Raw genomic sequence first — 21,229 nt, 5'->3', positions numbered from 1 at the left:
TGAAACATAAGCAATTCGTTAATTTTGTAACATTATCACATTGGAAGTCATGAATCACTTTGAACGAATATAGGCGTCCCGGAGTCTGATTTATCCTAAGGAGCAGGTTCCATCCTCCGGTACGAGCGGTCTTCATGACGTAAACAGACTCACAAAAGAGCCATTTATTTCTAATGCAAAAATTACGATCACTTTCGCAACAGAGCATTTCTTTGTTCATTGCACTTTATCTTGGGATTTTACTGAACCTTCCGATTTTCTTCCGCCGTTTCGAGCAACTGCATTATGACAATGCCTTGTCCATTGCTGTTGAAGCGATCGCCTGTTTCGCGCTGGTCTATTTCCTTTGTATGTTGCTGTCGTATACCGGAAAAACGATATTCCGTGTGCTGATGACGGCCATTGTTATTTCCTCTGCTGCTGCCAGCTATTACATGATCCTGTTTAACGTCGATATCGGTTACGGTATTTTGGCGGCGGCGCTGGCGTCGGACTCAATTGATTTATCGAAAGAATCTGTCGGTACGCACTTCATCACCTGGACGATTCTGGTCAGCCTGATCCCGGTACTGCTGCTGTGGCTGAGCAAAATGCCGGGTGCGGCGCTCAAACAAACCACCTTTAAAAAACTGGCGGTAAGAACCGTGCTGCTCGCGGTTTCCGGTCTGATTTGTTATATGCCGCTGCGACTGATGGGTAAAGTGCAGGATCGCCACGACATCGTTAATAACCGCATGATGGCGAGTTATGGCGGCGTAGTTGCCGGTACGTATTCACCTTCGAACTGGCTTTCGGCGCTGGGCCTGTACACTTACAGCAGCTACAGCCAGGCAGAAGACACCAAAAACCTGTTCGATCCGGCCAAACATTTCACCTATACCGCACCGGCAGATGCAAAAGATATGTATGTGGTCTTTGTGATCGGCGAAAGTGCGCGTCGCGACCATATGGGGCTTTACGGCTACGACCGTGACAACACGCCGAATCTCGATAAAGAGAAAAACCTCGTCGCGTTGCAGGGATATTCCTGCGATACCGCCACCAAACTTTCCCTGCGCTGCATGTTTGTGCGTGAGGGCGGCGCGTCAGAAGAACCGCAGCGTACCCTGAAAGAAGCAAACGTGTTTTCCGTGCTGAAAAGCAACGGCTGGAGCTCTGAGCTGTATTCCATGCAAAGCGAAGCGTGGTTCTACAATAAAACCCGCGCTGATGATTACTCACTGCGTGAAAACATTGCTTCGGAAAAGCGTAATGCCGGTAAGCCGGTGGATGACATGCTGCTCATCAACGAAATGAAAGATTCGATGAACAATCATCCGCAGGGTAAGCATCTGATTATTCTGCATACTAAAGGCTCGCATTATCTTTACTCCGACCGTTATCCGCGGTCTTTCGCGAAATATAAGCCGGAATGTATGGGCATCGATGATTCCTGTTCTACCGATGAGATGATCAACGCATACGACAACTCGCTGTTGTATACCGACTATTTCCTGTCGCAGGTCTTTGACCAGCTGCGCGATAAGAACGCGATTGTGTTTTATGCCTCCGATCACGGCGAGTCGATTTCCAAAAGCATGCATTTCCACGGCACACCGCGCGATCATGCGCCGATTGAGCAACGTACTGTGCCGATCATGGTCTGGGCGTCTGACAAATTCCTGTCTAACGATCAGAACAAAGCCAGCTTCGAACAGTTGCAGAAAATGGCCGCTGAAAAGAAACCGGCTTTCCATGAAAAACTGTACGACACCATTCTCGGCTGTATCGGCTACACCTCGCCAAATGGCGGGATTGTCGAGCAACATAACTGGTGTCATGTGCCTGATCAGGCCGCTGCCGCAAAATAATTCCTGCTAAAAATGCCGCCTTTTTCCGATGAACGGAAAGGGCGGCGACTTCCTTCTGGTCGATGCCCCTTTTTTGAGTCACAATCGGTTAACACGCCTTTAAGGTATTCTTTTTGCTTTTTTTTATCAGGGCCGATAACCGATGCAAGCATTTCGAATCACTCTCTGTGTCCTGACGATCATGATGACTTTGCTGACGCTGCTGCCTTTTTCTCGTAATCAGCGCTGGTGGGTTCGTGTCTGGGATTTTCCCCGGTTACAGATGGCGGTGTTATGTCTGCTGTTTCTGGTGACAGAACTCATCATCCTGCCTTATGGCGACCTCACGGAAGGCATTATTATTGTTCTGACCGTGGGTTGTATGGCCTATCAGACCTGGTGGATTTTGCCTTACACCCGGTTGTATCCGGTGCAGGTCAAAAAAACGGTAGCTGAAGGCCATTCGCGTATCAAAATCATGAACAGCAATGTGCTGACCACTAACCGCAAGGCCGGTCCGCTGATTGCACAAATCCGCCAGCATCAGCCGGATATTCTGGTGTTACTGGAAACAGACCAGTGGTGGGAAGATCAAATGGCGGTGCTGGATGCGGATTACCCGCACAGCCTGCGCTGCCCGCTGGATAATCTTTACGGCATGCATGTGTATTCCCGTCTGCCGATGCATGCGGCAAAAATTCAATTTCTTGTGGCAGACGACATCCCGTCGATGCATTTTCGTGCCGAACTGCCTTCCGGCGAACAGGTGGTAATGCACTGCCTGCACCCGATGCCGCCGAGCCCGACCGAAGCCGATGAATCCACCGACCGCGATGGCGAACTGGTGGCGGTTGGTCATACGGCAGCAAAAGCCACCTATCCGACGATTGTGACCGGCGACCTGAATGACGTGGCATGGTCGCGCACCACGCGCCTGTTCATGAAAATCAGCGGCCTGCTCGATCCGCGTCGGGGCCGTGGAATGTACAACACTTTCCACGCCAGCTATCCGTTCCTGCGCTGGCCGCTGGATCACGTTTTTCATAGCAAAGATTTCACTCTGGTCGGTCTTCAGCGTCTCGGTTTTATGGGCTCGGATCATTTCCCGATCCTGGTGGAACTGGCGCTGACACCCAGTGAGGGTAAAGATCAGGAATCGCTGGAAATCGACGGGGAAGATCTCGAGGAGGCGGAGGAAAAGCTGGGCAATGCCGGAGTGAAAAGCACTGACGTACACCGGGCGGAAAACCTCAACGTGCCTGTCTGCGGGTAATCAATATGACAAGTGAACGCGATCGCCTGCCGCTGGCAGAAGATTTACGGGTTTTTCTGGCGGTGGTGAATAAACAAAGTTTTGCCGCTGCGGCAACAGAACTCGGTCAGTCTCCGGCCTACGTCAGTAAACGGATCCAGATCCTCGAAGAGTCGCTGAATGCCCGTTTGTTACACCGTTCAACACGCGGTGTACGCTTAACGGACGAAGGCGAAAGGGCCCGTCGCTGGGCGTTGCAAATTCTGGATAATTTTGATCAGTTTATCGGTGATTTGTCCGACTCACGTACCGAACCGCGCGGCAATGTGCATATTTGCAGCTCATTTGGTTTCGGGCGCTGTCATGTTGCGCCGGCGGTGGCCGAACTGGCGGAACGCTATCCGCTGCTGAATTTGCGGCTGGATTTGTTCGACCGGGTGGTGGATCTGGTGGCAGAAGGTGTTGATCTGGAAATTCTCGTGGGTGACGACATTCCGGAACAGCACATTGGTAAAAGGCTGGCCCGGCATCAGCGTATTTTATGTGCCTCACCGGCGTATCTGGCGGCTCACGGCGTTCCGCAAATACCGGATGATCTGGCGCAACATCAGTGTCTGGTGCTCAAAGAGCGCGACAATCTGTTTGGCATATGGCCGCTCACCGCTGACGGCCATGAGCACCGCGTGCGGGTAAAAGGCGCGCTTTCTTCTAACAGCGGAGAAGTGGTTTTGCAGTGGGCGCTGAAAAATCACGGCATTATTTTACGCTCACAATGGGACGTGCAGCCGTATCTCAAAAGCGGCGAACTGGTTCAGATATTGCCAGACTACAGCCAGCCCGCCAGCGTATGGGCGGTTTATCCGAGGCGTCTGGCGGATTCCGCCAAGCTGCGAGTTTGCGTCGAATTCCTTCAGCAGCGTTTCAGCCAGTTACTGACATAGCGCCGTTTATTCACGGCGCATAAGGCATTACCAGCTCACGCCAGCCACGGATTATTTGCCAGATGAGACTGCTGAAACTGACGAATATCGTCACTGTAACGCAACGTATTACCGACAGCATCCAGCCCGTTGAGTAACGACAGCTTGCTCAGCTCATCAATCATAAAATCAATCACTTTGTCGTTATGCATAACAATCTTTTGCTGCGGCAAATCGACGGTGATTTCGTTGCTGTCCGCGAGCGTCACTTCCTGCGCAACCTGCGCCCATTGTTCAGGGCTCAGCTGTACCGTCAGCACGCCGTTACGCTGACAGTTATCGAAGAAAATCCCCGCAAATGTCGTGCCGATCAGCGCACGGATCCCCAGCTGTTTTAATCCCCACACTGCATGTTCACGGCTGGAGCCGCAGCCGAAGTTCGGCCCGACCAGCAGGAATTTGGCGTTCTGCCATTCAGGCTGATTGAGGATAAAAGCCGGATCCGCAGAACCATCCGCCAGAAAGCGCAAATCGAAAAACACCCCGCGATCCAGGCCGTTGCGGTCGATGCCTTTTAAAAACTGCTTTGGCATGATCACATCGGTGTCGACATTCGCGGCGGGCAACGGCGCAGCCACGCCGGTTAATACGTTAAAAGCCTGCATTATATTCTCCTTACAGTTCCCGGATATCGGTCAGATGACCGGAAATCGCAGCGGCAGCGACCATCGCCGGACTCATCAGATGGGTACGCGCGCCTGCGCCCTGACGGCCTTCGAAATTACGATTAGTACTGGATGCACAGCGGTCGCCCGGCGAAAGCACGTCATCGTTCATCGCCAGACACATCGAGCAGCCGGACTGACGCCATTCAAAACCGGCGCGGGTAAATATCTCTGCCAGACCTTCCTGCTCGGCCTGCGCTCTTACCTGGCTGGAGCCGGGCACGATCATTGCGCGAACGGTCGGTGCGACAGTTTTTCCGCGAACCACTTCAGCAGCAGCGCGTAAGTCTTCGATACGCGCGTTAGTGCAGGATCCGATAAATGCATGACTTATGCTGATGCTGTTCAGCGCCTGACCGGCGTGCAGGCCCATGTATTGCAATGCGCGCTGTAAATCTTTGCGGCGCGAGGCATCGGTTTCTGCCTGTGGATCCGGTACCTGACCACTGATCGCCAGCGCCTGATCCGGACTGGTTCCCCAGCTCACCATCGGCGCGATTTCTGCGGCGCTCAGTGCAACTTCGCGGTCGAAAACAGCGTCCGTATCGCTGTGTAATTCGCGCCAGACATTCACGGCATCCGTCCATTGCTGACCTTTCGGCGCACGCGGCTTGTCTTTCAGGTAATCAAAAACTTTGTCGTCAGGTGCCATAAACGCACCACGGGCTCCGGCTTCCACCGCCATATTACAAATCGTCATACGGCCTTCCACGCTCAGTGCGTCGATACCTTCACCGCAGAATTCAATGGCATAACCGGTGGCACCCGCTGCACCAATTTTTGCCACCAGCGCCATCACCACATCTTTGGCGGTCATGCCTCTGGCGAGCGTGCCGTTAACAGTCACCCGCATCGTTTTCAGACGTTTATAAACCAGCGTTTGGGTCGCCAGCAGATGTTCTATTTCCGAGGTGCCGATACCAAATCCGAACGCGCCTAATGCGCCATAAGTGGTGGTGTGGCTGTCTCCGGCGGCAATCACCATGCCCGGTAAAATAAACCCCTGTTCCGGCGCGACAACGTGTTCGATACCCTGACGGCTGTCGAGAATATCGAACAACTCAATGCCGAATTCTTCGCAGTTTTCCGCCAGATAGGAAACCTGGCGCGCGCCACCGGCGTCCGGCATCTGACGGGTACGCAATGGCGCCGTCGGGTTTACGTGATCGACCACCGCCAGTGAGGTTTCCGGTCGCCATACCCGGCGGCCTGCATCGCGTAATCCGCTGAAGGCCTGCGGGCTGGTATATTCGTTAATCACCTGCCGGTCGATATACAGCAGCACGTGGCCTTTATCGTCGAGCGTGCGCACGGTGTGGCTGTCGATATGTTTTTCGTAAAGCGTTCTTGGCTTCATTGCATTGCCCTGATAAACGAAGTGGATAACGTCAGCCTCGCAAACTCAGGCGTGTCAGGCAACGTGCGGAGTGTGGAGCGTTAAAACACGATCCGTGAAGCAACAATCTCCACTTGTGGCCTTGTTGCCGGTGCCTCAGAGACTAAGATGGGTAAAAAAGGAGAAAACCCATGTTTGAACATTTTACCCAGGGCCGGATGGCCGTTAATGGCACAGAGATTGCCTACCGTATCGCCGGGCAGGGCGAACCGTTGTTATTGCTGCACGGGCACCCGCAAACCCAGGCGATCTGGCATAAAGTCGCGCCTTATCTCACTTCACAATTCACCGTGGTGCTTGCCGATTTACGCGGTTACGGCGACAGCGGCAAGCCCGAACCTGACGCGGAACATTTGCGTTACAGTAAACGCGAAATGGCGCAGGATCAGTTTGAGCTGATGGCGGCACTGGGTTTCAGCCGGTTCAGCGTGGTCGCTCACGACCGCGGTGCCCGTGTGGCGCACCGGCTGGCGCTGGACCATCCGCAGGCCGTCAAAAAAATGGTGCTAATGGATATCGCCCCGACACTTTCCATGTACCGCCAGACCACGGAAACCTTTGCCCGTGCTTACTGGCACTGGTTTTTCCTGATCCGCCCGGCGCCGCTGCCGGAAGCGTTAATCATGGCCGATGCCGATCTCTATCTGCGCAGTGTGATGGGCAGTCGCAGCGCCGGTATGCAGCCCTTCACCGAAGAAGCTTACGCAGATTATTTGCGTTGTCTGCAACTGGATGGAACGGCACGCGGGATTTGCGAGGACTACCGCGCGTCGGCGGGTATAGACCTGCAACACGACGAAGTGGATCTGAATGCAGGCCGCAAAGTGAAGTGCCCGCTTTTAGTTCTCTGGGGAGAGCAGGGCACGGTTGGCAAGTGTTTTGCACCGTTAGCCGAATGGGAAAAAGTGGCGGATGACGTGCAGGGTGAAGCGCTGCCTTGCGGGCATTACATCGCCGAAGAACAACCGGACCTGCTGCTGGAAAAAGTCCTGCCGTTCTTACGCTAAGACTTCTGTTTCAGGCATAAAAAAACCCGCATTGCGCGGGTTTTTTGTGAGCTCAGATTAAACTGGCTGTTCCGGGAAGGTCAGGGTATTCCCCGGCGCTTCGCGGTTGATGTGCAGGAAGTTAAGATGACGCTCGTACTGATCGAGAATGTCATTGATCACCTGATGTTTAGTGAAGTCCATCAGGTCATTACCCTGCGTGCCTTCCAGCAGGAAAGTTTCCAGACGGTAATAGTGTGATTTACCAGCGCGCGCACGATAGGTAAAGGCAGGAACGGCATAACGCACCGGCCAGATCTGATACACAAAGTTCTGCTCTTCACCCAGCGCCACCTGCAATTCCAGTGGCCCGATTTTCTCGTCTTCCTGCGGTTCATGCTCGTTAAACGTCACTTTCGCCCCGCGCAGTTCCAGCTCCTGAGCCACTTCCTGCATCGCAGGGCGGCAGACCGTATCCATCATTTTCTGGGTATGACGCGTACCCGGATAATTCATCACCCGTGACAGACGTTGTTTCCAGTTAAGCGCGGCATCACTGGTGGCAGGCAGCGGAGCCAGGCTCTGCTGGGTGCTGGCACGGCGATAATCTTCCAGCCGCAGCGATTTATACAATCCGGCCATGATGAAGAAAATCACAAAGCTGAACGGCAGCCCCATAATCACCGTGGTGTTTTGCAGCGCGGAAACCCCGTCGGTCATCAGCATTCCCAGCGTCAGCACACCAATGGTGACGGACCAGAAAATCCGCAGCCAGTTCGGCGCATCGTTATTAATATCCGCCAGTTTTGAGGTGAAATTCCCCAGTACCAGCGAGCCGGAATCCGCCGAGGTGACATAAAACAGCAGGCCGGTGATGGTGGCGACGGAAGCACTCAGCGTAAAGCCAGGATACTGCGCCAGCAGGCTGTAAACGCCGCGCTCAGGGTGCGAAATCACTTCGTTGGCGAAATCCAGATTCCCGTGCAGGATCTGATACAGCGCACTGTTACCGAAAATCGACAGCCACAGCAGGGTGAAGACGAACGGTATGATAAGCGTACCCAGTACGAACTGACGGATGGTGCGCCCGCGCGAAATACGCGCCAGGAACAGGCCGACAAACGGCGACCACGCCACCCACCAGGCCCAGAAGAACAGGGTCCAGCTGTTCATCCATTCGGTCGGACGATCAAAGGCAAAAGTGTTGAGCGTCATGCCCATAAAACGGTTGATGTAATCGCCAATGTTGAGTACCAGCGCATTGAGCAGGAATTCGGTGTTACCAAAGAACAGCAGGAACAGAATCAGCCCCAGCGCCAGCAGTACGTTGAGTTCCGACAGAATACGAATGCCTTTGTTCACGCCAGAGGTGACGGACACCGTGGCCATGACCACAGAAAGCAGGATTAATGCTGCCTGAACGGTCAGGTTTTCCGGAATGTGGAACAACACTTTCAGCCCGTAATTGAGCTGTACCACGCCGATGCCGAGCGTCGTGGCGATACCAAATATGGTGCCGACCACGGCGGCAATATCCACGCTGTGGCCGACAGGGCCGTTAATGCGCTTGCCGAAAATCGGGTACAGCGCCGAGCGGATAGTCAGCGGCAGGTTATAGCGGTAGCTAAAATACCCCAGCGCGATGCCCATCAGCGCATACATCGCCCAGCCGGTCAGGCCGTAGTGGAACAGCGTCCAGGTCATCGCCTGCCGCGCAGCTTCCAGCGTCTGGCCATTACCTTCCGGCGGAAGCATATATTGCGTCACCGGTTCTGCGACCGAGAAGAACATCAGATCGATGCCGATCCCGGCAGCAAATAACATCGCCGCCCAGCTCATCATGCTGAATTCGGGTTTGGATTGTTCAGGGCCCAGTTTGATTGAACCGAAGCGCGAGCAGGCTATGAACACTACAAACACGATGTACAGCGTCGCCGCCAGCATGTAATACCAGCCGAATGTGGCGGACACCCAGTTGAGGGTCAGACTGATCCATTTTCCCGATAAATCGGTGAAGAAAATGGTCATTAAAGTGAAGGCTAGAATCAAACCTGCGGAGGTGAAGAACACGACCTTATTCAGCTGGTCGCGAGGTTTTTCGCTCTGTTTGTCTGTCGTATCGGCAATCGCCATCGTTTCCCCTGTATTTCTAATTAATTACTGTATTTCAATAAATTGGCTTCTTACCAACTCCAAAATTCATACAAATTACTAACGTATTGGTAATAAAATATATGCATTTTTAATTGAACGTTCAATCAAAAAAAAGTTAAATAGGAGGCGTAAGAGCGTTAACAAGGTTGTACGAAAGCGTAAAAAAACGGTTTTTTAAGCGCGTTTCAACCCGCTCATTTTCAGGAGCCGGCACCATGCCCAAAGTAGGAATGCAGCCGATCAGACGGCAGCAATTAATTGAGGCAACTCTGGCGGCGGTCAACGAAGTCGGGATGCAGGATGCATCGATTTCGCAGATCGCACGCCGTGCAGGCGTCTCCAACGGCATCATCAGTCACTACTTTCGTGACAAAAATGGGCTGCTGGAAGCGACCATGCGTTATTTGCTCAGTCATCTGGGGGAAGGGGTGCAGTTGCGGTTAGCGCAGCTGACGGATACCGCACCTACGGCGCGACTGCATGCGATTGCAGAAGCCAACTTTGACGACAGTCAGACCAACAGCGCGGCGATGAAAACCTGGCTGGCCTTCTGGGCGAGCAGCATGCATCACCCGCAGTTGTACCGTCTGCAACAGGTCAATAGCCGCCGGCTCTATTCAAATTTATGTTCTGAGTTCAGACGTTTTCTGCCCAAAAGTGAGGCCCGTCTGGCGGCGCAAAGCACCGCTGCACTGATTGACGGCCTGTGGCTGCGCGGCGCACTCAGCGGTAAAGAGTTTAACCGCACCGAGGCGATGCAAATCACCCGCCGCCACATTGAATCGCAGCTCACGTGAGCACAGCAGAAAACCTTCAGACCGCACAGACCGAGGAGAGATTTATGTCCCGCTACGGCACGCAAAAACTTTATATCAACGGACGTTTTCAGGACAGCACCGGTGATGAAACCTTCGATGCTGTCAATCCGGCTAACGGCGAAGTGATTGCCACAGTGCAATCCGCCACGCCCGCTGATGTGGATCTGGCGGTAAAATCTGCCCAGAAAGGTCAGAAAGTCTGGGCGGCGATGACCGCCATGAGCCGCTCACGCATCCTGCGCCGCGCCGTGGATATTCTGCGGGAACGCAACGACGAACTGGCGGCTATAGAAACCGCAGACACCGGTAAACCGCTGTCAGAAACGCTGGCGGTAGATATCGTGACCGGCGCGGATGTGCTGGAATATTACGCCGGACTGATCCCTGCGATTGAAGGCCAGCAAATTCCGCTGCGCGATTCTTCATTCGTATATACCCGCCGTGAGCCGCTGGGTGTGGTGGCCGGTATCGGCGCATGGAACTATCCGATTCAGATTGCGCTGTGGAAATCCGCACCTGCGCTGGCTGCCGGTAACGCGATGGTGTTCAAACCGAGCGAAAATACCTCGCTGACGGCGCTGAAACTGGCGGAAATCTATACCGAAGCGGGCGTTCCCGATGGCGTGTTCAGCGTGGTAACGGGCGCGGCAAGCGTCGGGCAGGCGTTAACCGATCATCCTGATATCGCCAAAGTTTCTTTCACCGGTGGCATAAAAACCGGCAAGAAAGTGATGGCCAGCGCGTCGGCTTCGACCCTGAAAGAAGTGACGATGGAACTGGGCGGCAAATCACCGCTGATCATTTTTGAAGATGCGGATCTTGATAAAGCTGCTGACATCGCGATGATGGCGAACTTCTACAGTTCCGGCCAGGTCTGCACTAACGGCACCCGCGTATTTATCCCTAAAACACGGCATAAAGCGTTTGAAGCCAAAGTGCTGGAGCGCGTGAAACGTATCCGTTTGGGCGACCCGACTGACGAAAGCGTCAATTTCGGCCCGCTCGTCAGCTTTGCACATATGGAATCCGTGTTGCGTTATATCGAAAGCGGCAAACGTGAAGGGGCGACGTTATTGGCCGGCGGCGAACGCGTCACCACGGGTGAATTCGGCAAAGGCGCTTACGTGGCTCCGACGGTCTTTACCGACTGCCGCGATGACATGCTGATTGTGCGCGAAGAAATCTTCGGGCCGGTGATGAGCATTCTGACCTATGAGAGCGAAGAGGAAGTAATCCGCCGCGCCAACGACACCGAATACGGTCTGGCGGCCGGACTGGTGACGCAGGATCTCAACCGTGCACACCGCGTTATTCACAGACTCGAAGCCGGGATTTGCTGGGTCAATACCTGGGGCGAATCCGCGGCAGAAATGCCGGTCGGCGGCTATAAGCATTCCGGCGTTGGCCGTGAAAATGGCGTCACTACGCTTGAGCATTACACCCAAATCAAATCCGTGCAGGTCGAACTGGGCGAATTCAGCTCAGTCTTTTAATCCGCCGCAACAGAGGAGATTTTAATGGATTACGATTACATCATTATCGGTGCCGGTTCTGCCGGCAACGTTCTCGCAACCCGTCTGACCGAAGACAGCAACGTCAGCGTGCTGCTGCTGGAAGCGGGCGGTCCGGATTATCGCCTGGATTTCCGCACACAAATGCCTGCGGCGCTGGCGTTCCCTTTACAGGGCCGTCGTTATAACTGGGCGTATGAAACCGATCCGGAACCGCACATGAATAACCGCCGTATGGAATGCGGACGCGGTAAAGGTCTGGGCGGTTCGTCGCTGATTAACGGCATGTGCTACATCCGCGGTAACGCGATGGATTTCGATAACTGGGCGAAAGCACCGGGTCTGGAAAACTGGAGCTATCTGGACTGCCTGCCGTATTTCCGCAAAGCCGAAACCCGCGATATCGGGCCGAATGATTTTCACGGTGGCGACGGGCCTGTCAGCGTGGCGACACCGAAAAAGGGCAACAATCCGCTGTTCCACGCCATGATTGAGGCCGGTGTGCAGGCAGGGTATCCGCGCACCGACGATCTGAACGGTTATCAGCAGGAAGGTTTTGGCCCGATGGACAGAACCGTGACGCCAAAAGGGCGTCGTGCAAGCACTGCGCGCGGATATCTGGATCAGGCCAAACCACGTGCCAATCTGACCATCGTCCCGCACGCGCTGACCGACCGTATTCTGTTTGAAGGCAAGCGCGCCACGGGCGTCAGCTATTTCCACGGCGACGACTACAATGCCAAAACCGCGAATGCGAAACGTGAAGTGCTGTTATGCAGTGGCGCGATTGCTTCTCCGCAAATTCTGCAACGTTCCGGCGTTGGCGCGGCAGAATTACTGAACCGTCTGGAGATCCCGCTGGTGCACGATTTGCCGGGCGTTGGCGAGAATTTGCAGGACCACCTGGAGATGTACCTGCAATACAGCTGCACCCAGCCGGTCTCTTTATACCCGGCCTTGCAGATGCACAACCAGCCCGCGATTGGCGCGGAGTGGCTGTTTAAAGGCACCGGCGTAGGTGCGAGCAATCAGTTTGAAGCGGGCGGTTTTATCCGCAGCCGTGAAGAATTTGCCTGGCCGAACATTCAGTATCATTTCCTGCCGGTGGCGATTAATTACAACGGCAGCAACGCGGTGAAAGAGCATGGTTTTCAGGCGCACGTGGGGTCAATGCGTTCACCAAGCCGTGGCCGCGTGCAGGTGAAATCGAAAGATCCGCGCCAGCATCCGAGTATTTTGTTTAATTACATGGCGACGGATCAGGACTGGCAGGAGTTCCGCGATGCTATCCGCATCACGCGTGAAATCATGAATCAACCTGCACTGGACGCTTACCGTGGCCGGGAAATCAGTCCGGGTGCAAACGTGCAAACCGACGAAGAGCTGGATGCTTTTATTCGCGAGCACGCCGAAACCGCGTTCCACCCGTCGTGTACCTGCAAAATGGGCACCGATGAGATGGCGGTAGTCGATGGCGAAGGGCGCGTTCACGGGATGAAAAGCCTGCGTGTGGTTGATGCATCCATCATGCCGCAGATCATTACCGGCAACCTGAATGCGACAACCATCATGATTGCAGAAAAAATTGCCGATAAAATTCGCGGGCGAGAGCCGTTACCGCGCAGCACCGCAGAATATTACACCGCAGGCGATGCGGCAGTACGCACGCCACCGCTCAAGAAATCTGCCTGATTAACTGGCTGTAAAACTTGTGTTAAAAAGAGATATTCTCAGGAATATCTCTTTTTTTTGGTTTTCAGAAAAGGCAGGGCACAAATTCATGACGGGATCATCAACGCTTCACTGGCAGGATTATCATCACAGCGAACTGAACACGGCGCAGCTTTACGCCATTCTGGCACTGCGCAGCGAAGTGTTTGTTGTCGAACAAACCTGCGTTTATCAGGATATCGACGGGCAGGATCTGGCCGGTGAAAACCGCCATATCGTCGCCTGGCTGGACGGTCATGTTGCCGCCTACGCCCGCATCCTGCGCCTTGAAGATGAGGTGGCTATCGGCCGGGTAATCGTCGCCCCTTCTGCACGCGGGCTGAAACTGGGGTATCAGCTGATGGAACAGGCGCTGTCTGTCTGCCAGAAACACTGGCCGGACGCACTCGTCGCGATATCCGCGCAGGCACATTTGCAGGGGTTCTATGGACGGCTGGGGTTTGTGGCGTACACCGAGATTTATGATGAAGACGGGATCCCGCATGTGGGGATGGAGTTGCATTTCTGATACTTGCCCAATTTCTCCGGCAATAAGTATCTGAGCGAAATGCATGCTTTAGCATTGTTTTTTTCTTTTATACCCCACCCCAACCGTCCCCTTCGCGGGGAGGGAGCCGATCGAGTCATTCATGGGTTTTGCTTTTACTCCTCCCCCTGCGAAGGGGGAGGCTGGAAAGGGTATTAATGGCAACTCAGAAGACTGACAAGGTTACTTTTCCCAATATGCCGGACTGCCAAATTTCTCCACCAGAAAATCAATCACCGCACGGACTTTGATCGACGGGCGTCGGCTGTTCGGATACAACGCAGAGATGGTCTGTGGTTCCGGCGACGTCGATACCTGATAGCCTTCCAGTACGCTGACCAGCCGGCCATCGCGCAGTGCATCGCCTATCAGCCAGGTGGGGAAGACCACCAGCCCCATGGCATCAATGGCTGCTTGCGTCAGGGTTTCGGCGTTATTGCTGGTTAACGCGCCTCGCAAATTCCACGAGCGCCAGTCATGATTCTTTTCGCGGAAATACCAGCGCTGAGAACCGGCGAATCCTTTAAATACCAGACAGCTATGGTTAAGCAAATCGTCTGGCGTGACGGGTGTTCCAAAACGCGCCAGATAATCCGGGCTGGCGGCGAGGCGAAAATTCTGCTGGCCCAGCGTGCGGGCTTGCAGCGTGGAATCTGTCATCACACCGATGCGGATCAGCAAATCTACGCTGTCCTGTAGCGGGTCGATGAAATCATCTGTTTGCATCAGCTCGATATTCAGTCGCGGATACCGCGCATTCAGTTCATGCAGCCACGGTGCAAGGTGACGCTGACCAAAAACCACCGGGGCGTTTATGCGGATCAGTCCGCCGGGTTCGCTGTCCTGTTCCTGCAAGTCCAGCGCGGCGAGATCAAGCTGTGCCAGTACCTGACGCGCATGTTCTGCCAGCAGTTTGCCTGATTCTGTCGGGCTGACGGCGCGCGTATTGCGATAGAGCAGCTGCGTCTGTAAAGCCTGTTCCAGTTGCGAAATCACGCGGGAAACTGTGGAGGGCGACATTGCTTCCCGGCGCGCGACTTCAGAGAAATTTCCCTGATCCAGTACGGCGACATACAGACGTAAAGCCTGAATATTGATCTGATTAAATCCTTTCATCTGTGCGAATCCTGCAAAGGTATTTTCCTGATTGTGCTGTTTTTCGCATAGTTCTGTCACGCTATAGTCGCCGCTTCTTAAAAAACAAAAGCAGGGTAATGATGAATCTGATGTTAATTCCGTTGGTTATTCTGGCGGGGATGGGGCTTTCACTGGAAGCAGGGCTGATTGGTCCGCTGGGAACGGAAGTCGGGCATTTGTGGGCAACGCTGAGTATTTTCGGTGTCGGTGCAGTGTTGACCGGTTTGCTGGTGCTGTTTTTCAGCCCGCGTAATGCGGCTTCTTTTACTGAGCAACCCGGCTGGAAACTGTTGGGTGGTGTGCTCGGTCCTGTGTATGTCGTGGTTCTGACGCTCGCGACACCGGTGATTGGTATCGGCATGACCATGATTGCGATTTTGTCAGGACAGGTGGCGAAGAGCGTGCTCATCGACCATTACGGCTGGTTTGGTACGCCGCACAAAAAAGTGGGCAGCGATCGTTTGCTGGCGCTGTTATTTATCGTTGCTGCACTTATTCTGATTGCCTGGGGTTAAACCATGACTGAAATGATTATGATTATTCTCGCGATTGTCGCGGGCGCTGCGCTGAGTATGCAGGCGGCGGTGAACGGGCAATTGGGGGAAAAGGTTGGAGTGCTGAAAAGTGCCTTTCTCACCTTCAGCGTCGGGGCGGCGATTACGGCCGTGCTGGTGTTATTCCTGCAAACTCCGCAGCCGGAAACCTTACTGACGGTGCCGAAATGGCAGCTCGCTGGCGCATTATTCGGAGTGCCTTATATCATCATTATGGTGACGGCTGTGCCACGTGTCGGTACGGCAGCGGCAACTGTCGCAGTGATCCTCGGACAGCTAAGCATGGGAATGTTGATCGATAATTTTGGCTGGCTCGATAATCCGCAAATCGCGCTGTCATGGCACCGGCTGGCGGCCATTCCGTGCCTGATCATTGCGCTGGCGCTTATCTACCGCAGTAACAGAAAAGCTGAATAGTTTCTGAAAGAAAAAGACCCGCGGCTGGAGGAGAAGCTATTGCAGGCGCGGGTCAAAAATCATCGGCTCACGTTCGACTGAACTCAGTAAATCGACAAATGCCGGGTGCTGTGGATTCAGCAATACGTTGTATTCCGAAGGCACAATGACCGACGGCACCTTCAGCCCGACATAATCACCTTCCGCGAGCCAGGCATCACCCTGACGTTGTGTGCTGTCAGGCGGTGATGCGCTTCGCCAGTCAGAGGCCAGCTCTGACACTTCCAGTGTATCCAACAGTTCCTCCGGCACTTCTATACTCAGTAACGTATACGAACGCATCAGCATGCTGTTTTGCAGATGAACCAGAATTTCCAGGATGGCCAGAGAAATACTGGTGGTGACATATACCACCGGCCTGCCCGGAGGATTCCAGCGTCCGCCATAGAGTTGCGCACCTGCACCCGACCAGGCTGTTGCCAGATGGCGTGTTTGCACAATACGAAACAGCTTCAACTGAAAACACCGTGCTCAAGACGGCCAATCAGGCGGCTGACTTCCACAGCGCCCGCTTCAGAGGACAGCAGTTCCAGCGGACGTGAACCATCCAGCGCCGGAGCAGGGCGGGTGAACCATTCTAGTGCAGAGACCCGATCCCCTTCGAACAAATCGGTGGCGGCATCAACGATGCGCACCAGTCGCGCTACACGCTCACTCTCTTCACTTTTCAGCAATCCGTTCCCGGCTTTACGACGCGCATAGTTGCGTTCGTTAATCCCCATGATTTCCAGCAACACCATTTTCGGCCATCCCAGCTCAGAATTAAGACGGTTGATACTATCAACCGGAAATCCCTTTTGTATGGCATTAATCAAACTGATTCCGCTGCTTGCGGGAAGTCCCGCAGATTGCCAAAGCGGTGTTGCAGGTTCTTGCAAAAGGCCGGAAGACAGCCCGGAAATTTTAGAATTCATATTGTGTGCCTCCACACCGTTATTTGTCATTACTATAGCATGACAAATAACGAATGTTCATTTTGTGAACGATGTTTTTTATGGCCTCTGATCACGTGAATGAAATCTCCCTGAAATGTATGTGTGATCAGTATCACATTCAGGATGTATCAGGATGAAACAGAAATTGACAAACCTTGACCAAATCTATTTATTAGCTAAGAAAAGTCGACTCTTGTAGGAAGTAACTGGAAATTGCAGGTTTTATGCACTATGTGCGGCAATCAGTTGCGGATCACAGTTTTAGGGTTTGTTTTATGCAACGTCTGAAAGTGGCAAGGCGTTGTCCCACCCCGCTTCTGGTATAAATATGAAAAATAAAATTATTGCAGCAGGCGCTTTGATGGCTTTGTCCTACAGCGCGACCGTGCTCGCTGATGATAGCAAGGGCGAATTTGTTTCTGACTGGTGGCACCAGAGTGTTAACGTTGTAGGAAGCGCCGATACCCGTTTCGGGCCGACGCTGCGTAACGATGTTTACCTTGAATATGAAGCGTTTGCGCACAAAGACTGGTTTGATTTTTACGGCTATATCGATATTCCTAAAACCTTCGGAGCCGGTAACGGTAACGACACCGGTATCTGGGATAAAAACGGTTCTCCGATGTTTATGGAAATCGAACCGCGTTTCTCTATCGATAAGCTGACCGGCACTGATCTGAGCTTTGGTCCGTTTAAAGAATGGTATTTCGCCAACAACTATATCTATGATATGGGTCCGGACAGCGATAACCGTCAGAACACCTGGTACATGGGTCTGGGCACCGATATCGATACCGGCCTGCCGATGAGCCTGTCTCTGAACGTGTATGCAAAATACCAGTGGGAAAACTACAGCGCAGCCAACGAAAACAGCTGGGACGGTTATCGTTTCAAAGTGAAATACTTTGTTCCGCTGACACAGTTGTGGGGCGGCAGCCTGAGCTACATCGGCTTCACCAACTTCGACTGGGGCTCCTCACTGGGTGATGATGATTTCCGTGATCTGAACGGTAAGAAAGCACGTTCAAACAACTCCATCGCATCCAGCCACATCCTGGCGCTGAACTATACGCACTGGCATTACTCGTTCGTGGCGCGTTACTTCCACAACGGCGGCCAGTGGGCTGACGGCGCTGAGCTGAACTTCGGCAACGGTAACTTCGACGTGAAGTCCACCGGCTGGGGTTACTACGGCGTGATCGGTTACAGCTTCTGATATCCGAAGTTGCCACGAAAACCCGGCTTGTGCCGGGTTTTTTGTTTTTATTTCCCCGTGCTGATTGAGCCTGTCAGGGACTTTTTTAGCTATTGCGCGAAAAATGTACACAACGGGAGGCGATCCCATCGCAGCGTTGTGGCATAATGCGCGCCAAATCACATTTCCCAATTAAGAGCGAGCGTTGTGCTAAGTACTTACAACATCACCATGCAATTCGGCAGCAAGCCGTTATTTGAAAACATTAACGTGAAATTTGGCGGCGGTAACCGTTATGGCCTGATTGGCGCGAACGGTTGTGGCAAGTCCACTTTCATGAAGATCCTCGGTGGCGATTTAGTGCCTTCTGGCGGTAACGTCGTTCTTGATCCGAACGAACGTCTGGGTAAATTACGCCAGGATCAGTTCGCCTTCGAACAGTTCAGCGTGCTGGACACCGTGATCATGGGCCACACCGAATTGTGGGAAGTGAAGGAAGAGCGCGACCGTATTTACGCAATGGCGGAAATGAGCGAAGAAGACGGCTACAAAGTGGCTGATCTGGAAGTCGCTTACGGTGAAATGGATGGTTACAGCGCAGAATCCCGCGCCGGTGAACTGCTGCTGGGCGTAGGCATTCCTGTTGAGCAACATTATGGCCCGATGAGCGAAATCGCACCGGGCTTCAAACTGCGTGTGCTTCTGGCACAGGCGTTGTTCTCCGACCCGGAAATCCTGCTGCTCGACGAACCGACGAACAACCTGGATATCGATACTATTCGCTGGCTGGAGCAGGTGCTGAACGAACGTAACAGCACCATGATCATCATCTCGCATGACCGTCACTTCCTGAACATGGTGTGTACGCACATGGCGGATCTGGACTACGGCGAGCTGCGTGTTTATCCGGGTAACTACGACGAATACATGACGGCAGCGACGCAGGCTCGTGAACTTCTCAGCGCCAATAATGCCAAGAAGAAAGCACAGATTGCTGAACTGCAATCGTTCGTCAGCCGCTTCAGCGCTAACGCCTCCAAATCTAAACAGGCGACTTCCCGTGCCCGTCAGATTGACAAAATTCAGCTCGATGAAATCAAAGCATCCAGCCGTCAGAACCCTTACATGCGTTTTGAGCAGGACAAGAAATTGTTCCGTAACGCACTGGAAGTGGAAAAAATCACCAAAGGTTTCGATAACGGTCCGCTGTTTAAAAACCTCGGCCTGATGCTGGAAGTGGGCGAGAAAGTCGCGATTCTGGGCGCCAACGGTATCGGTAAATCAACTCTGTTGAAAACGCTGGTCGGCGAGCACGAGCCGGAAAGCGGTTCAGTGAAATGGTCCGAAAACTCCAAAATCGGCTACTACGCGCAGGATCACGAATATGAATTCGACGATACCCTGAACGTATTTGACTGGATGAGCCAGTGGAAATCCGAGAAAGACGACGAGCAGGCCGTGCGCGGTGTGTTAGGCCGTCTGCTGTTCGGTCAGGACGATATCAAGAAGAAAGTGAAAGTGCTTTCCGGTGGTGAAAAAGGTCGTATGTTATTCGGGAAACTGATGATGCAACGCCCAAACATCCTGATTATGGATGAACCAACCAACCACCTGGATATGGAATCCATCGAATCGCTGAACATGGCGCTGGAAATGTACGAAGGTACGCTGATCTTCGTTTCCCACGACCGTGAGTTCGTCAGCAGCCTGGCAACCCGTATTCTGGAAATGACACCGACCCGCGTCATCGATTTCTCCGGTAACTACGAAGATTACTTACGTAGTCAGGGTATCAATAGCTAATTATTGATACCGCTAAAAAGGCCGCAACAGTTAATGTTGCGGCCTTTTTTTATGTATTAATAATATTTTATAAATGAGTATATATTCCGTTTTATATTTATTAGGTGAATAAATTGAATAACATGGCGGGATGATAAAAATAATAAATCTTGTATTTAAATAAATGCAGGAACAAACTTATGCCGCAAAGTACTCCATTACTTTTTTCATATCAATTATCCATTCGTATAATTCATAGGGGACTAATATGGCAAACTTAACCTATCTCACCGTAAACGGACAGACACAGGGATTGATCTCTGGCGGATGTTCCTCCCTGGATTCAATTGGTAATAAAGCGCAAATAGGGCACATTGACCAGATCATGGTCTATAGCATGAAACACACCTTATCCCGCTCGCAGAACGTTAATCATCACGTCCTAACTATCCTCAAGCCGATAGATAAATCCACGCCCTTGTTGGGAAAAGCCATTTCAGATAATGAAATAATGACCTGTGATTTAGAACTGCACCGTATTAACAAAACCGGTATGGGCGAGTGTTATTTCAAGGTGAAGTTAACCGGTGCCCGTGTGACGAATATCGACTTTATTGTGCCGCACAGCATTCTTGAGAGTGGAGCAGAAGCACAGGAAAGAGTGAGCTTCAGTTATGAAACGATCACCTGGGAACACTGTATTGCAGGTACCAGCGCTTACAGCTTATGGAATGAACGCGTTTATTGATCAGGGTGACGAAAATGACAGAACTCAGAGGTGCGGATTACTGGCGGCGGATGAATGAAGGCCAGCGTATTTTGCGGGGGGAAGATACTTTCAGTTCTTTCCCGAGCATGAACCCGGTGCAACGGGATATGGCTTTCGCAAATGGCACCTTCATTACCGAAAATCGTTACATCATGTTGCTTACGCTGGAGGAAGCGCAGCAAGTCACCGACGAATTACTCGGTGAGGTGGATGGTATTTTTTCCTATAAACTGGCACCCGGTAACATCAAAGATATTCTTGAAGGCACCAGCAGTATCGGCAAAATGATGACTTTCGAGAATTCCGCGGGAGATATCGCGTTTCGTTTTAAGTCGCTGGGTATCAGAGCAATTGAATACACCTTTAAGGGCAAGACGTACATTAAAATAACCGGCTATCCGGGGATGCGTCGTATTCTGACGGGCACCCGATACGCAGCCGACCATCCGCAAATGCTGGAAATGGGTATCGGGACCCGCGGGCTGGGGAGTGCGCTGATTAAAGGCACCCGATTTTGTATTTTTGCCTCACTGGCGTGGCGCGCCATCGAACT

19 protein-coding genes and 1 pseudogene are annotated in these 21,229 nt (G+C 52.8%); 14 read left to right on the top strand and 6 right to left on the bottom strand.

Features of this window, described 5'->3' with window-relative positions:
• Positions 1–173: 173 nt before the first annotated feature.
• From eptB to D5398_RS07350, 3 genes are all read left to right on the top strand, one after another.
• A complete protein-coding gene (gene eptB, locus D5398_RS07360; RefSeq protein WP_120507030.1) occupies positions 174–1,850 on the top strand; it encodes a kdo(2)-lipid A phosphoethanolamine 7''-transferase in 1,677 nt (558 codons plus the stop codon).
• Positions 1,851–1,992: 142 nt separating this feature from the next.
• Positions 1,993–3,102, top strand: coding sequence for an endonuclease/exonuclease/phosphatase family protein (locus D5398_RS07355; RefSeq protein ID WP_120507029.1), 1,110 nt, complete (start codon positions 1,993–1,995; stop codon positions 3,100–3,102).
• Positions 3,103–3,107: 5 nt separating this feature from the next.
• On the top strand, positions 3,108–4,022 hold the full coding sequence (locus D5398_RS07350) for a LysR substrate-binding domain-containing protein (RefSeq protein ID WP_120507028.1): 915 nt from the start codon (positions 3,108–3,110) through the stop codon (positions 4,020–4,022).
• Between the two features lie 35 nt (positions 4,023–4,057).
• Here the strand turns inward: D5398_RS07350 and leuD are convergent, their stop codons facing one another.
• Positions 4,058–4,666, bottom strand: coding sequence for a 3-isopropylmalate dehydratase small subunit (gene leuD / locus D5398_RS07345; RefSeq protein ID WP_120507027.1), 609 nt, complete (start codon positions 4,664–4,666; stop codon positions 4,058–4,060).
• Positions 4,667–4,676: 10 nt separating this feature from the next.
• A complete protein-coding gene (leuC, locus tag D5398_RS07340; RefSeq protein WP_120507026.1) occupies positions 4,677–6,083 on the bottom strand; it encodes a 3-isopropylmalate dehydratase large subunit in 1,407 nt (468 codons plus the stop codon).
• A gap of 170 nt (positions 6,084–6,253) precedes the next feature.
• On the opposite strand from leuC, the gene D5398_RS07335 reads away from it, so the two are divergent.
• Positions 6,254–7,129 (top strand): alpha/beta fold hydrolase, encoded by an 876-nt coding sequence (locus D5398_RS07335; RefSeq protein WP_120507025.1) that lies wholly within the window; start codon positions 6,254–6,256, stop codon positions 7,127–7,129.
• A gap of 57 nt (positions 7,130–7,186) precedes the next feature.
• Here D5398_RS07335 and D5398_RS07330 read toward each other — a convergent pair whose 3' ends face one another.
• Positions 7,187–9,241 carry a choline transporter gene (locus tag D5398_RS07330; protein ID WP_120507024.1) on the bottom strand — a complete coding sequence of 685 codons (2,055 nt, stop codon included), beginning with the start codon at positions 9,239–9,241 and terminating at the stop codon, positions 7,187–7,189.
• 236 nt (positions 9,242–9,477) lie between these two features.
• Between D5398_RS07330 and betI the strand changes: the two genes are divergently transcribed.
• From betI to D5398_RS07310, 4 genes are all read left to right on the top strand, one after another.
• Positions 9,478–10,059 (top strand): transcriptional regulator BetI, encoded by a 582-nt coding sequence (betI, locus tag D5398_RS07325; protein ID WP_120507023.1) that lies wholly within the window; start codon positions 9,478–9,480, stop codon positions 10,057–10,059.
• A gap of 44 nt (positions 10,060–10,103) precedes the next feature.
• Entirely contained in the window at positions 10,104–11,573 is a 1,470-nt protein-coding gene (gene betB / locus D5398_RS07320; protein ID WP_120507022.1) for a betaine-aldehyde dehydrogenase, read from the top strand.
• A gap of 24 nt (positions 11,574–11,597) precedes the next feature.
• Positions 11,598–13,283, top strand: coding sequence for a choline dehydrogenase (betA, locus tag D5398_RS07315; RefSeq protein ID WP_120507021.1), 1,686 nt, complete (start codon positions 11,598–11,600; stop codon positions 13,281–13,283).
• An 88-nt stretch (positions 13,284–13,371) separates the two neighbouring features.
• A complete protein-coding gene (locus D5398_RS07310; protein ID WP_120507020.1) occupies positions 13,372–13,830 on the top strand; it encodes a GNAT family N-acetyltransferase in 459 nt (152 codons plus the stop codon).
• A gap of 201 nt (positions 13,831–14,031) precedes the next feature.
• Here D5398_RS07310 and D5398_RS07305 read toward each other — a convergent pair whose 3' ends face one another.
• Positions 14,032–14,964, bottom strand: coding sequence for a LysR family transcriptional regulator (locus tag D5398_RS07305; protein WP_120507019.1), 933 nt, complete (start codon positions 14,962–14,964; stop codon positions 14,032–14,034).
• A 101-nt stretch (positions 14,965–15,065) separates the two neighbouring features.
• Here D5398_RS07305 and D5398_RS07300 point away from each other — a divergent pair, with 101 nt between their 5' ends.
• Together D5398_RS07300 and D5398_RS07295 are read left to right on the top strand one after the other, a co-directional pair.
• A complete protein-coding gene (locus tag D5398_RS07300) occupies positions 15,066–15,500 on the top strand; it encodes a DMT family transporter (protein ID WP_120507018.1) in 435 nt (144 codons plus the stop codon).
• A 3-nt stretch (positions 15,501–15,503) separates the two neighbouring features.
• Entirely contained in the window at positions 15,504–15,956 is a 453-nt protein-coding gene (locus D5398_RS07295; RefSeq protein WP_120507017.1) for a DMT family transporter, read from the top strand.
• A 36-nt stretch (positions 15,957–15,992) separates the two neighbouring features.
• On the opposite strand, the gene D5398_RS07290 is transcribed toward D5398_RS07295, so the two are convergent.
• Positions 15,993–16,451: an RES family NAD+ phosphorylase gene (locus D5398_RS07290; RefSeq protein ID WP_120507016.1), complete on the bottom strand. Its 459-nt coding sequence runs from the start codon at positions 16,449–16,451 to the stop codon at positions 15,993–15,995.
• Complete coding sequence (gene parS, locus D5398_RS07285; RefSeq protein ID WP_120507015.1) at positions 16,448–16,909, bottom strand: type II RES/Xre toxin-antitoxin system antitoxin; 462 nt, start codon at positions 16,907–16,909, stop codon at positions 16,448–16,450. The genes D5398_RS07290 and parS overlap by 4 nt, the downstream gene beginning before the upstream one ends.
• 349 nt (positions 16,910–17,258) lie before the next feature.
• Between parS and D5398_RS07280 the strand changes: the two genes are divergently transcribed.
• From D5398_RS07280 to D5398_RS07265, 4 genes and pseudogenes are all read left to right on the top strand, one after another.
• Entirely contained in the window at positions 17,259–18,146 is an 888-nt protein-coding gene (locus tag D5398_RS07280) for a nucleoside-specific channel-forming protein Tsx (RefSeq protein ID WP_120131380.1), read from the top strand.
• Positions 18,147–18,332: 186 nt separating this feature from the next.
• Positions 18,333–19,928 carry an ABC-F family ATPase gene (locus tag D5398_RS07275; RefSeq protein WP_095922705.1) on the top strand — a complete coding sequence of 532 codons (1,596 nt, stop codon included), beginning with the start codon at positions 18,333–18,335 and terminating at the stop codon, positions 19,926–19,928.
• Positions 19,929–20,175: 247 nt separating this feature from the next.
• Positions 20,176–20,655: an Hcp family type VI secretion system effector gene (locus D5398_RS07270; RefSeq protein ID WP_120507014.1), complete on the top strand. Its 480-nt coding sequence runs from the start codon at positions 20,176–20,178 to the stop codon at positions 20,653–20,655.
• Between the two features lie 14 nt (positions 20,656–20,669).
• A pseudogene (locus D5398_RS07265) lies at positions 20,670–21,229 on the top strand (hypothetical protein); the annotation flags it as partial.

The sequence above is a fragment of the Rahnella bruchi genome, assembly GCF_003614975.1.
Lineage (GTDB): Bacteria > Pseudomonadota > Gammaproteobacteria > Enterobacterales > Enterobacteriaceae > Rahnella > Rahnella bruchi.
This window is presented reverse-complemented; position numbering and strand designations above follow the sequence as displayed.